The following is a 12,905-nucleotide window of genomic DNA, read 5'->3' as shown; positions in this document are numbered from 1 at the left end:
TGCAAGGTCGTTGTTTATGTCCGATTATCTTTTGGAAATGCGAAACATCGGTAAGGAGTTCAACGGCGTGAAGGCGCTGGATGGCATTTACCTGAAAGTGCGCGCGGGAGAATGTGTCGGACTGTGCGGCGAGAACGGGGCAGGCAAGTCCACCCTGATGAAAGTGCTTTCGGGTGTTTATCCCTATGGCACATGGACTGGCGAGATATTCTGGGAAGGCAACGAACTGAAAGCGAGCGGCATTCGTGATACGGAAGCTGCCGGTATTGTCATCATCCATCAGGAGCTGATGATGGTGCCGCATCTGTCCGTGGCTGAAAACATCTTTCTGGGTTCTGAGCCCACCAATGGCGGATTCATTGATTACGATCAGATGAATGCGCGGGCAACGGAGCTGCTTGCACGCCTTAATATCCACGACATCAATGTTGCATTGCCCGTTTATCATTATTCCGGCGGCAAACAGCAGCTGATCGAGATTGCAAAAGCGATCAACAAAAACGCCAAGCTGCTGATCCTTGATGAGCCAACCTCAGCGCTGACCGCATCCGAAACGCGGGTTCTGCTTGACCTGATCAAAGACTTCAAAGCGCAAGGCATGGCTTGCGTTTATATCTCGCACAAGCTCGACGAAGTGGCGGAAATCTCCGACACTGTGACTGTCATTCGTGACGGCGCGCATATCGCGACGAGGCCTATGGCTGAATTGACCACGCCTGACATCATAACCATGATGGTGGGGCGCGAGATGAAGAACCTCTTCCCGCGCGAGCCGCATGATATCGGCGAGGTGATGTTTGAAGCCCGCAATGTGAGTTGCTGGGATGTCACCAATCCCGACCGCAAAGTGGTCGATAATGTTTCCTTTGCGTTGAGACGTGGTGAGATTTTGGGCATTGCGGGTCTTGTTGGGGCCGGGCGCACTGAACTCGTATCGAGCCTGTTTGGTGTGTGGCCGGGATCCCATGAAGGGCAGGTCTTTCTTGACGGCAAGGAAATCAAGATCCGCACGCCGCGCGATGCTGTGCGGCAGGGCATTTGTATGGTGCCGGAAGATCGCAAGCGTGACGGTATCCTGCCAATCATGCCTGTTGGCCATAATATGACGATCTCGGTGCTGGATCGCTTTTCGCTGCGCGGCCTGATCGATAAGGAGTCGGAGCTTGCAACCATTCAGCGTGAGATTTTGCGGCTTAAAGTGAAAACTGCCGATCCAATGCTGGCGATAGCCTCGCTGTCGGGTGGTAATCAGCAGAAAGCCGTGCTTTCAAAAATGATGTTGCCTGATCCCAAGGTCCTCATACTTGATGAGCCGACGCGTGGTGTTGATGTCGGTGCAAAATATGAGATTTATAAGCTGATATTCGCACTCGCTAAACAAGGCGTGGCAATTTTGATGGTTTCGTCGGAAATGCCGGAGGTACTCGGCATCAGCGATCGTGTCCTCGTGATTGGTGAAGGCAAGTTGCGCGGCGATTTCCCAAATGAAAATCTCACCCAGGAGAAGGTTCTTGCCGCCGCAATCGGCAAACCTGCAACCAATGCGGCCTAGTCTTTGAAGACTGATCTGCAACTAATCTAACCGGTGCATGACATGACATTGACAGGCAAAAGCCTCAGAAAATTCCTTGCAGAATACAAGATCGTGGCGCTGCTGATTGTGGTGGCCCTCATCTGGGCATTCTTCGCCGTGATGACTTATGATCCGGAAATGGGGCGGTCGCAGTTTCTGACGGCCCGCAATTTCTCCAACCTTCTGCGTCAGATGGCGATTACAGGCATGCTGGCTTCGGCGATGGTGTTTGTCATTGTCGCGGGTGAAATAGACCTGTCCGTCGGGGCATTGCTTGGGCTTCTTGGCGGCGTCGCGGCGGTGCTTGATGTGGTTTATGGTTGGCCGCTATGGGCCACAGTCAGTACGGTTCTGGTTCTTGGCGTGATCTTGGGCGGGTTCAACGGCTGGATGACAGCCTATCTTGGTATTCCCTCATTTATTGTCACGCTTGGTGGCCAATTGGTGTTTCGCGGCATCGTGCTGGGCATCATGGGTGGCGTGACGATTGCGCCGATTTCGCCAGAGTTCAAATATATCGGACAAGGGTATCTGCCCGGCTGGCTTGGCAATGTCTGCGCCATGGTACTCTTTACGGTCCTTATTCTGATTACGCTCAGAACTCGTGCCAGCAAGCGCAAGCACAGTTTGCAAACCCTTTCACCAGCGATGGAAACCGCACGTCTTCTTGGCACAGGCATCCTGATCCTTGGTTTTATCCTGATCCTCAACAGCTATCAGGGCGTGCCGGTTCCGGTTCTGGTGCTGCTGGTCATTTTGGGTGTTTTCACCGTCATTTCGCGCCAGACGGTTTTCGGACGACACATTTATGCGGTTGGTTCCAACCTGGAAGCCACGCGCTTTTCGGGCGTCAATGTGAACTTCGTCAAAATGGCGGTGTTTGCGCTGATGGGCTTGATGGCCGCGGTTGCCGGTCTGACGACAACGGCGCGTCTTGCGGCTGGGACACCATCTGCAGGCTTTGGCGGTGAACTGGATGCGATTGCGTCCTGCTTTATCGGCGGTACATCAATGCGTGGTGGTGTGGGTTCAGTCATTGGTGCGCTGGTCGGCGCGCTGATCATGTCGAGCCTCGACAATGGTATGTCGATGCTGGGTGTCGATACGTTCTGGCAGCAGATCATCAAGGGCAGCATTCTGGTGCTGGCCGTTTATCTTGATATCGTTTCGTCAGGTACGCGTCGCGCTTGATAAAAACGGGTGCTTGATATGGGCGGGGGAGTGTCGCGCAGAGCTTTAAAGGTTCCGCGCGACACTATTTTTACTTAGCTTTTTTCGTCGCCGCTTGGACGGCCGATGCTGAGCAGCTGATAGATTATCAGAGCTGCAAAGGTGGATGTGCCAATGCCGCCCAACGCAAAATTACCGATATTGACAGTAAAATCACCAGCACCAAAAATCAGTGCTACGCCCACTGTAAAGAGATTGCGCGGATCGGCGAAATTGACTTTATTCACCACCCATATACGCGCCATTGCTGAAGCAATAAGCCCGAAGACCGATACAGCAAGACCTGCAAGAACGGGTGCCGGGATGGTCTGCAAGATTGCTCCAAACTTCGGTGACATGCCGAGCGCAATGGCGACTATGGCAGCTATCACGAAGATCAGGGTCGAATAGACCTTGGTCATGGCCATGACACCGATATTTTCTGCATAAGTGGTAACGCCGGTGCCGCCGCCAGAACCGGAAATCATGGTTGCAAGACCATCGCCCAGAAAGCCACGACCGATATAGCGGTCCATATTCTGACCTGTAATCGAGCCAAGCGCTTTGATATGCCCGAGGTTTTCAGCAACGAGAACAATCGCAACAGGGGCAATCAGTGTGATAGCGGGCCAGGTGAAAACGGGTTTTGCAAAAGCGGGCAAACCAAACCAGGGAGCGGCACCGACCGCTGCAAAATCGATGCCAGGGACCATGCCGAGGCCATTGCCGAAAATCAGCACAAGGCAATAACCAAACAGAAGTGCCAGCAGCACCGCAATGCGTTTGGTAGCGAGCGGACCATAGGCCGAAATCATCGCCATGCAGAGGACCGTCAGCATTGCGATGGTCATATGCGCGCCCGTGCCCTTGAGCTGACCAACTGCCACAGGGGCAAGGTTCAGGCCGATGGCAACGCCGATTGCACCGGTGACGGCAGGTGGCATGAGTTTCTCAACCCAGCCTGTGCCGATCGTCATCACCACTAGACCGATGGCAGCATAAAGTGCGCCACAAGCAATGATGCCGCCAAGTGCCAGACCGATATTGGGATTGGGACCGCTTCCGGAATAGCCGGTGACGGCAATGACGACGGCAATGAAAGCGAAAGACGAGCCGAGATAGCTCGGTACGCGACCGCCGGTCATCAGGAAGAACAACAATGTGCCGATGCCTGAGAAGAACACCGCAACATTCGGATCAAACCCCATAAGCAAGGGAGCGACGATTGTCGAGCCGGACATTGCCAGGAGATGCTGGATACCCATCGGCACAGCCGCTGCCGCTGGAAGCCTCTCATCGGGCAGCACTGTGCTGTTATTGGTAAGACGCCATTTCGGGAAGTAAGACATAGACCCCTCATACTCATAATTATCAAGGTGCGTTTATCCGCATTCCATGCAGATCGCCAGTATCTATGAGCATGGGAGAATGCGACCGTGGCGATCGCACGATATTTTCTTTGGAGAAGTGAACTTGGGAGGCGATCTTGAGACCGTCTCCCGGATTGAATTGGTTAAACACTGGCCAACTGATTGAGCTCTCCTGCTGCTTTGATTAGTGAGCCGAGTTTTTTGGAGGTCTGGGTCTGATTGACGAAGTAGATGTAATGGAAGGCATCGGCTCTTCCGCCAATCAGGCAGATATCCTGACGGCTCCACTCCCATCCCAGGGTATCAAGTGTCTTTTCAAATTCGGGTGATGCAGTTGCAGACCAGAAACTCGCTATACCATTAAATGTGAGTGCGTTTTCTACCACAGTCAGACCGTGATCCGCATAAATTGCATCATTCGTGCTTCGGATCAGACAATCAGGACCATTATCGGTATCCATCAAAATCAGATCATATGTCGCCTGGTTCTGACTGAGGGTATCCATTACATCGCCGATCCGAATTTTCACGCGGCGGTCATGAAGTGGGAAACCAGTCAAGTGGCCAATACGAGAGCGATTCCATTCCACTATTTCAGGCACGAGCTCACAGACCGTAACCTCGGTATCAATCGGGAGGTAATCCAGAGCAGCCCGGAGCGTGAAGCCCATACCGAGTCCGCCAATCAGGACTCTCTTCGGGGCACGGCTGAGCAGTCTCAATGATCGTTCCGCCAGAACGGTCTCAGATTGGAAGTTGATATTCGACATGAGTTCCAGACCATTATATCGGATCTCGAAAATATCGTCTCTTTGGCGCAGGAGGATTTCATCGCCAGCATCGTTGCTTGCGCGCGCCAATTCAGTCCAGATAGCCATAATAAATCCCAAACGTTGGCACTACCGGTTGCCCGGCAGGACTTTTCGTATTCAGTGTGACTGGAATTTGAGGGTCGCTGCGGGGCTAAGCGCGCAGCAACCCAATGGCATCGTCCGACTTGGCGTCCATCATTAGAGGAAAGGCCGACTGGTTATTCGAGATAACGAGTGAAAGCAGCGTATTTCGAAAATGAGTCGTCATGTCCCCAGACTGAATTGCTCACCACGATGGTATGGTTCAGCCCTAGGTCTAGGAAATCGCCGGAGCTTTTGCAACCTCGTCGCGTTGTGGTCTTAGAGTGCGTTTCGATCTGATTGGATCAGATCGGCGCTCTAAATATTTATTTTAACGCGCAATCTTTAATTCGATCCGGGGATAGTCTCTGCACATCTACGCGCTATCTGACTCCCTGCACCGGATCGGTTCCAAGGAGGAAATGACAATGCAGCACAGAATCCACGAGAATATGGAAGTAATCGGAGCAGATGGCGTTCATGTTGGAACGGTTGATCGTCTTGAGGGGAATCGCATCAAGCTGAAGAAAAAGGATAATTCGGAAGCCCATCGAAATCATCATCATTACATCGAACTTGGCTTCGTGGCTGACATAGAGAGTGACGATAAGGTCAGGCTATCAGCCAATGCCGATGTGGCGGTGACTCTTGAAGAAGAAGACTCCGGAAAGCCGGTTGACCTCTGACGGTTCGGGTTTTGCGCAAAAGAAAGGCGGGCTCTTCCGATAAAGGGCGCCTTTCTTTTGTGAAATCCACACTACGCTTACCATTGTCGGGGGATTGCCGATGTTCTCAGCAGGTGCGATCACAGAGACTGAAAGCTTGATCAAGCTGCCTTATATCTCGGACAGTAACATACGGATAGAATTTCGTGACTTGCCCTCCTTCATCAGAAAGAGGATTGTAACTAGATAACATTCAGCAAAGAAGGCAGAAAGATCATGATCAATTTCAAAGCATTTACGTCTATGGGCGTGATCGCCTTGCTGTCATTTTCTCTGTCTGGATGCGTGAGCGAGTCGTATTCCTACGATGGTTATCGCAACTATGGTCCTGCATATGGTGATTTCTATTCTGGACCAGACATTATTTACCGCAGCGGACCGAGGTATAACTCAAGGTATTATCGAGATGATCGTTACTACCGTGATAGATCATACCGCGACAGACAGTACCGCGACAGGCCGGACCGCGAGAGAACCCGCTCAAGACCGGAGCAGCGCACTGATTATTCCAGACCTGACAATCGTTCCGATAAACGGCTTATCGTTGTGCCGAGGAACGACCAACCAGACGACACTTCCTCAAACTCAGGCGGAGTTCGTATCATAAAGAGAGAGTCCCATAACTAAAGCGTTCCCCCCGGACTCTAGAGCATTTCCCGTTTTTCTTGAATCATTGGAAATGCTCTATCTCTTTGTTTTTTCGCATTATCCGACGCAAAACCGCTTCGCACTTTTGCTGGAAATGCTCTAGAGTTTGATCGTGGTTTCGCGCAACTTGATTGTGGGTGTAAGCAAAATTGAGCGTTGCGGTGCATCTGTTCCCAGAAGTGCGGCGACGGCATTCTCAGCTATTGCTTTAACAGGCTGCACAATTGTCGAAAGGCGTGGTGTGGTAAGGCGAGCCAGCGGAATATCGTCGAAGCCAATGATGGAAACATCGCGGGGAATGGAGATGCCGTAATCAGACGCCCCACGCATGATACCAATTGCCTGCTGATCACTGGAGGCTGCGATAGCTGTCGGTAGCTCATCACGTTTGCGCATAAAGAGTTGCGCAGCCAATGCCTCGCCTGAATTATAGTCAAAGCCAGCTTCCAGCAATTCGGGCATAGGCATCACTGCCTCTCCAGATTGGATGGCACGTTGGCAATAATCCAGAAATCCCTTCCGCCGTTCAGCAGAGATCGTGAGATTGGATGGACCCGAAATATAACTAATCTTTCGGTGTCCCAGTCCGAGCAGGTGACGTGCTGCCAGCTCTCCACCTGCATAATGATCGACCGTAACGAGCGGGTGATTGCCATAGGGACGATCAAGAGCAATTGTTCGTATTGAACCAGTCAATGAACTCGGAGAGTGGGCATTGACGGGAATAATCAGAAAACCAGCGGGCAGATGCGCTCGCAGCCCGAGTATCTGTTGTTCTTCCCGCGCCGGGTCGCCATGTGTATCTGCCAAAACGACAAGATGCCCATAGCTATAGGCCGCAGCCTCAATGCGCTGAGCCAGCTCAGAGAAATACGGATTGGTTATATCGGGCAAGACAAGCGCGATCATATTGGTGCGGTGTCGCCGCAATCCGCGCGCAAGATTGTTCGGCCGGTATCCAAGCGCAGAGACTGCCTTGTCGACCGCTTCACGCATTTTAGGTGTGACGGAAGGATTGTTGCTCAACACGCGCGAAACCGTGCCAACCGATACGCCAGCCCGTTTCGCAACATCCTTTATCGTCGCCATGAATGCCTGTCCTGCAAATTGCTTTCTTGCCTCCCCATAAATCGAGAGAGGCAAGGAATTAAAGCATTTCCAGCAAAAGTGCGAAGCGGTTTTGCGTTGGATAATGCGTAAAAAAGTCGATAGAGCGGTTCCAATGATTAAGTCTTAACTGGAGCCGCTCTAAGTTCTATTTGTCGAACTTGATTGGTACTGGACGCTGCATCAAATCCACATAGAGATCAAAGAAGCGTTTTTTATCGAACTCTTTGACTACTTTCATCTTTTGCAATAGCGGCGTCGGCTGTTCCTGCCAATAGCCAAGAGTACGCCCATAACCCGGGCCAAAAGCGATATCGACGTCCATATAAAGATCGTCCACTTTCGTTGCGTAGCTCGGGTCGATTGCATAGGCGAGAGCGAGTGTATCAAAGACGCTTGCGCCGGCTTTCGGATCCTTTGCAAAGGTCTCCGCCATCCAGCTATCTGCAAAAAGCTTCTGAACTGGGCCGTCACCTGCGGTTACCCGATCAAATGTCTCTTTATCAAGCTGTGTAATGTCTGTGACATCCAGCGGAATCATAGCCTGTTCGATTGGTGCGCGCATAACGATACGTGTGGCTTCCGGATCAACCCAGACATTCATTTCGGCCGCTGGTGTCGTGTTGCCTTTCACATCGACAGCGCCCGCCATATACACGATGCGCTTGATAAGCGGCACAATCTCCGGGTTCTTGCGAATGGCCAGAGCGATATTCGTGGCAGGACCAATAACCAGAAGCGTTACTTCATTCGGGTTGGCTTTGATCGTATTGACTATAAAATCGACTGCGTCTTCTTTTTCGAGTTTTGCCTTTTTTGCAAAGCCATCTGGCGGAGCGATCAAGTCTTTTTCGGCTGGTTCAGGACGATGAAAAGCTGTCTTGTAGCTTTCGCCAAAACCGAACAGTGCTCGCTCGCTTTCAAAGCTGCGGGGATCATGTACCAATGGTAGGTTGGCTCCCGCATAGACACCAACTTTATCCTCGATACCCAGGCGTTCCACAGCGCGAAGCGCATCGGCCACTTCCTGCTTCAGCCAGTTATTTCCGGTGACAACAGTGACGCCCAGAAGATCGATGGTGCCTTGCTTGTAGAGCTGTGCAGCCATGATCAGGACCTGACCATCGTCACCAATTGTGCTGAAATCGGTATCAATGATCATTTTTTCAGTGGCGGCCTGTGCCGGTAGCATGAGTAAAGTGCTCGCTGCGATACAAATGGCGGCTAGTAATCGTTTCATTGAAAACTCCTCCTCTTCTCCCAAAGACCGAGCCGTCCCTTTCGGAATAATGTTACATTCTAAAAATGAAACGGTTCATCTGCAAAACGTAACAACTGATAATTGTCTTGTCCAGCAGTTCAGGTGCCGTGATGTGGCAGGGAAAACTGACCATTGCCTCAGTGAAGTCAACAAAATTGGGAGGTGGTGCGACGAAATCACGATTGTTATCAATGAACCGTTTCATATTGACTCGAAAATTCTATTCTGTTTTTGATTGAGCGTATGGACGTCATGTTACAAACATGTCGACCATTGGGTAGGAGAGATGTTTCCCGGGCAGGCTGCTCGCGAGACAATTATTGGGCCAATCGTCAACATCGTCGCAGGTCTTGTCCAAGACGAAAAGCGACGGACGGGGAGGAAAGAATGCGCTTTAAAGCTTTTGTTGCCGCAGCGACTGTGGTGAGTGGATTGATCGTAGCTCCGGTAGCCAGTTATGCTGCCGATAAACCTGTCGTCGGTCTTGTGATGAAATCACTCGCCAACGAGTTTTTCAAGAACATGCTCGAAGGTGCACAGGCCCACAATAAGGAAAAAGGCACCTACGAGCTGAAGGCTGTGGGTATGCAGTCCGAAACGGACATTGAAACCCAAATCAATGCTGTCGAAAATTTCATCACACAGGGTGTGAATGCCATCGTCATCGCTCCGGCAGATTCACGCGCTTTGGTTCCGCCGCTCAAACGCGCGGTTGATGCGGGTATTGTGGTTGTGAACATCGACGTGGAGCTCGATGCACAGGCCAAGAAAGACGCGGGGCTTGAGCTGGCGTTTGTCGGCCCGGATAATCGTGCTGGTGCAAAAATGTCCGGTGGCGAACTTGCCAAGGCGATCGGCAAAGGCGGCAAGGTTGTGATGCTTGAGGGAAATCCCGGCGCCGATAATGCTGTGCAGCGCAAACTTGGTTTCGACGATGCTGCAAAAGAGGGCGGTCTGGACGTACTCGACTCTCGTACGGCTCACTGGGAAACCGAGGAAGCCAATTCGGTATTCACGAATATGCTGACCGCGCATCCTGATATCCAGGGCGTAATGGCAGCAAATGACTCGATGGCACTTGGCGTTGTTAAAGCACTCGACGCGGCCAAGCGGAACGATATCAAGGTCGTGGGTTTCGACAATTTGCCTGCGATACAGCCAGAAATTAAAGCCGGAAAGGTTCTGGCTACGGTTGACCAGTTCGGATCGCAGATGGCTGCTATGGGTATCGATAAGGCACTTGAAGTGGTTGCGGGTGGCGCACCGCTTACAGGTTGGGTGAAAACCGATCTGGAGCTGATCACGGCTGATAAGCTGAAGTAATCTCAGTCGAGTGGTGGCTTCATACGCGTGGAGCCACTACCATTCAACCGGAGAAAAGCTATGGGCGAGACCAGCGCTGACGCGCAATCTGCCCCGATCCTTTCACTCAAAGGAATTCGGAAACGCTTCGGCGGTGTTATTGCCTTGGACGGTGTCGATCTTGAACTGATACCTGGTGAAATTCACGGACTTGTCGGTGAAAATGGTGCGGGTAAATCGACACTTATCAAGATAATGAGCGGCATTATCAGGCGCGATGACGGCACTATGGCGCTGGATGGCCAATCCTATGAGCCAGCCTCTCCACGCGAGGCAAAGCTGGCAGGCGTTCAGGTTGTTCACCAGGAATTCAGTCAGCTTCCTTATATGTCTGTCGCGGAGAATATCTGCTTCGAAAATCTACCAAGAAATGCTCTCGGAATCCTCGACCGCACAGCCTTAAAGCAAAAAGCACGCGCTGCCCTTGATACAATCGGCCTTGGTGAAGTGGATGTAGCGACACCGGTCGAGCGTCTGGGTATTGCACATCGTCAGCTCGTTGAAATTGCTCGGGCATTGATGAGCGACAGTCGTATCCTGATCCTTGATGAACCGACCGCGACATTGACCGCACATGAAGCACGCCGCCTTTTCGAGCTGCTCGATCTGTTGAAAGCACGTGGTGTGGCTATCGTCTTCGTTTCGCATCATCTGGACGAAATATTTGATCATTGTCAGCAAGTTACAGTCATGCGCAACGGCAAGACTGTGTTTACGAAGCCGATCAGCGAAACCAACAGCGATGATCTCATCCAAGGTATGGTTGGGCGTAGTCTGGTCGATCCCATGCATGCAAAAGTTCCTTCGGCCGCGACGGCAGAAGTGCTGTTGCGCGTGGATAGACTAAGACATGCGAAATCTCCCAATCCAGATGGCGTGAGCTTCGCCCTGCACAAGGGGGAAATTCTCGGTATTGGTGGGCTTATCGGCGCGGGCCGTACCGAATTGCTGCGCGCGATCTTCGGGATTGATAAAGCGCTTTCAGGCGATGTCTTCATCGAAGATGTGAAAACGCAGCTCCATTCTCCAGCCGAAGCAATTGAAGCGGGAATAGCCTTCGTAACGGAGGATCGCAAAGACGAGGGCCTGATCCTCGAAATGCCGATTGCAGCAAATATCAGCCTCGCCGATATGAAAGCCGTCTCCCGGTTTGGCGTTCTGGATCGCCAATCGGAGTTACAACTGGCAAAAGAAAAAGCTTCCGATCTGAAACTGAAATTCGGAGCTCTTGGTGATCGCGTTGCGACATTGTCAGGCGGTAATCAGCAAAAAGTTGTCCTGGCCAAATGGCTTGCTCGCTCGCCCTCTATTCTCTTGCTTGATGAACCCACGCGTGGTGTCGATGTTGGAGCCAAAGCAGAAATATACTCGCTGCTTCGTTCTTTTGCTGCTGAGGGAAAGGGGCTGCTTGTTGTTTCGTCTGAATTGCCGGAACTCATGGCTCTGTCAGATCGTATCCTCGTGATGGCCAATCACACGATTACCGGGGAATTGAAACGCGGAGAGTTTTCGGAAGAGCGGGTTCTCAATCTCGCTTACAAGACCTCAAAATCTCAATTGCATGCTTCAGAACAAGGAATGGCAGCCCATGGCTAATGTCGCTCCGAACCGCTCTTCTTCTATCCGGTTCGCAAATCTTTTGCGCGATTCTGGCATTGCCCTCGCGCTTTTATTGCTCATCGTAGTGTTCTCACTTACCACGCAGCATTTCCTGTCGTTCAATAACATCACCAACATTCTCACCCAGGTGACCATCAATCTTATTCTGGCGATAGGTATGACCTTTGTCATATTGATCGGCGGTATTGATCTGTCGGTGGGATCGCTTCTGGCCCTGTGTGCCGTGGTTGGTGGAACGGTGATGAACCTGCCAGGACTTGGCGTTGTCGAAGCCGTTGCTCTTGCCACACTCGCGTCCATCGCTGTGGGCATTGCTTGCGGGTTTCTTAACGGCTTCATAAGCGCCTATTGGGGGTTGCCGTCTTTCATCGTGACATTGGGTATGCTGAACATCGCGCGGGGTGCGGCACTGCAGGTGACTGACGCACGCGCGATCTATTCCTTTCCGCCAGCGTTCAATGCGTTTGGTTCGCAGACTCTGTTCGGAATACCGCTGGCCTTTCTCGTCGCTTTGGCGATGGTGGCTATAAGCTGGTTTGTACTTAATCGGACTGTTTTCGGCCGTCTTCTGTATGGTATTGGCAACAATGAGGAAGCCGTGCGGCTGGCCGGACATCCGGTGTTTTGGTACAAAATTGCTGCTTTCACGATTGCTGGCGCGGCCGTTGGGATTGGTGCAATCATCTATATGGCGCGCCTGAATGTCGCGAGCCCGATCATTGGTATCGGTTTTGAACTGAACGCCATCGCCGCAGTTATCATTGGTGGTGTCAGTCTGACGGGCGGCAGAGGCTCCATTCTGGGAACGCTTCTTGGAGCGGTGATTATCGGCGTGCTCGCCAATGGTCTCGTTTTGCTTGGTCTTAGCGACTTCATGCGTCAGATGATTACGGGATTTGTAATTATTCTCGCAGTCATTGTCGATAAATATCGTGAGCGCCTGTCGGCCATTGGCTGACCCGGAGACATCGGTGTTTCTGCGACAGTGCAGTCTCTTAGAGCGCATTTCGATCTGATTGGATCAGATCGAAATGCGCTCTAAATATTAGTTTTAACGCGCATCTTTGTCCGAAAACCGTTTCACATTTTTCGGGATGCGCTCTAAATAGACGCTCTGGCCGTATATCGGTTCAGAGC

At 51.7% G+C, this 12,905-nt stretch carries 10 protein-coding genes; 6 read left to right on the top strand and 4 right to left on the bottom strand.

Annotated elements, in window-relative coordinates:
- Window positions 1-16 precede the first annotated feature (16 nt).
- Together CEV33_RS04850 and CEV33_RS04845 are read left to right on the top strand one after the other, a co-directional pair.
- On the top strand, window positions 17-1,552 hold the full coding sequence (locus CEV33_RS04850; protein ID WP_094539358.1) for a xylose ABC transporter ATP-binding protein: 1,536 nt from the start codon (window positions 17-19) through the stop codon (window positions 1,550-1,552).
- A gap of 42 nt (window positions 1,553-1,594) precedes the next feature.
- Window positions 1,595-2,764: a sugar ABC transporter permease gene (locus tag CEV33_RS04845; protein WP_094539356.1), complete on the top strand. Its 1,170-nt coding sequence runs from the start codon at window positions 1,595-1,597 to the stop codon at window positions 2,762-2,764.
- A 74-nt stretch (window positions 2,765-2,838) separates the two neighbouring features.
- Here CEV33_RS04845 and CEV33_RS04840 read toward each other — a convergent pair whose 3' ends face one another.
- Complete coding sequence (locus tag CEV33_RS04840; protein ID WP_094539354.1) at window positions 2,839-4,131, bottom strand: solute carrier family 23 protein; 1,293 nt, start codon at window positions 4,129-4,131, stop codon at window positions 2,839-2,841.
- Window positions 4,132-4,295: 164 nt separating this feature from the next.
- The gene (locus tag CEV33_RS04835) at window positions 4,296-5,030 is read right to left on the bottom strand and encodes a spermidine synthase (protein ID WP_094539353.1); all 735 of its coding nucleotides are present in this window, start codon (window positions 5,028-5,030) and stop codon (window positions 4,296-4,298) included.
- Window positions 5,031-5,473: 443 nt separating this feature from the next.
- Between CEV33_RS04835 and CEV33_RS04830 the strand changes: the two genes are divergently transcribed.
- Window positions 5,474-5,731, top strand: coding sequence for a DUF2171 domain-containing protein (locus tag CEV33_RS04830; protein WP_094539351.1), 258 nt, complete (start codon window positions 5,474-5,476; stop codon window positions 5,729-5,731).
- Window positions 5,732-6,517: 786 nt separating this feature from the next.
- Here the strand turns inward: CEV33_RS04830 and CEV33_RS04820 are convergent.
- Both CEV33_RS04820 and CEV33_RS04815 read right to left on the bottom strand, forming a co-directional pair.
- Window positions 6,518-7,507 (bottom strand): LacI family DNA-binding transcriptional regulator, encoded by a 990-nt coding sequence (locus CEV33_RS04820; RefSeq protein WP_094539347.1) that lies wholly within the window; start codon window positions 7,505-7,507, stop codon window positions 6,518-6,520.
- Window positions 7,508-7,673: 166 nt separating this feature from the next.
- Window positions 7,674-8,765, bottom strand: a complete 1,092-nt coding sequence (locus tag CEV33_RS04815; RefSeq protein WP_094539345.1) for a nucleoside hydrolase — start codon at window positions 8,763-8,765, stop codon at window positions 7,674-7,676.
- A gap of 408 nt (window positions 8,766-9,173) precedes the next feature.
- Between CEV33_RS04815 and CEV33_RS04810 the strand changes: the two genes are divergently transcribed.
- The 3 genes from CEV33_RS04810 to CEV33_RS04800 are packed head-to-tail and all read left to right on the top strand — an operon-like array spanning window position 9,174 to window position 12,726.
- Window positions 9,174-10,109, top strand: a complete 936-nt coding sequence (locus tag CEV33_RS04810) for a sugar ABC transporter substrate-binding protein (RefSeq protein ID WP_094539343.1) — start codon at window positions 9,174-9,176, stop codon at window positions 10,107-10,109.
- A gap of 60 nt (window positions 10,110-10,169) precedes the next feature.
- Entirely contained in the window at window positions 10,170-11,744 is a 1,575-nt protein-coding gene (locus CEV33_RS04805; RefSeq protein WP_094539341.1) for a sugar ABC transporter ATP-binding protein, read from the top strand.
- A complete protein-coding gene (locus CEV33_RS04800) occupies window positions 11,737-12,726 on the top strand; it encodes an ABC transporter permease (RefSeq protein ID WP_094539540.1) in 990 nt (329 codons plus the stop codon). The genes CEV33_RS04805 and CEV33_RS04800 overlap by 8 nt, the downstream gene beginning before the upstream one ends.
- Window positions 12,727-12,905: the final 179 nt, after the last annotated feature.

This window comes from Brucella grignonensis (assembly GCF_002252505.1).
Taxonomy (GTDB): Bacteria; Pseudomonadota; Alphaproteobacteria; order Rhizobiales; family Rhizobiaceae; genus Brucella; species Brucella grignonensis.
Note: the sequence above shows the minus strand (reverse complement) of the source record. Positions and strands in the feature narration are given on the sequence as shown.

Coding starts and splice junctions, on each gene's coding strand:
- CEV33_RS04810 (WP_094539343.1), top strand. CDS start 9,174: ATGCGCTTTAAAGCTTTTGTTGCCGCAGCGACTGTGGTGAGTGGATTG.
- CEV33_RS04820 (WP_094539347.1), bottom strand. CDS start 7,507: ATGGCGACGATAAAGGATGTTGCGAAACGGGCTGGCGTATCGGTTGGC.
- CEV33_RS04845 (WP_094539356.1), top strand. CDS start 1,595: ATGACATTGACAGGCAAAAGCCTCAGAAAATTCCTTGCAGAATACAAG.
- CEV33_RS04835 (WP_094539353.1), bottom strand. CDS start 5,030: ATGGCTATCTGGACTGAATTGGCGCGCGCAAGCAACGATGCTGGCGAT.
- CEV33_RS04850 (WP_094539358.1), top strand. CDS start 17: ATGTCCGATTATCTTTTGGAAATGCGAAACATCGGTAAGGAGTTCAAC.
- CEV33_RS04800 (WP_094539540.1), top strand. CDS start 11,737: ATGGCTAATGTCGCTCCGAACCGCTCTTCTTCTATCCGGTTCGCAAAT.
- CEV33_RS04815 (WP_094539345.1), bottom strand. CDS start 8,765: ATGAAACGATTACTAGCCGCCATTTGTATCGCAGCGAGCACTTTACTC.
- CEV33_RS04830 (WP_094539351.1), top strand. CDS start 5,474: ATGCAGCACAGAATCCACGAGAATATGGAAGTAATCGGAGCAGATGGC.
- CEV33_RS04840 (WP_094539354.1), bottom strand. CDS start 4,131: ATGTCTTACTTCCCGAAATGGCGTCTTACCAATAACAGCACAGTGCTG.
- CEV33_RS04805 (WP_094539341.1), top strand. CDS start 10,170: ATGGGCGAGACCAGCGCTGACGCGCAATCTGCCCCGATCCTTTCACTC.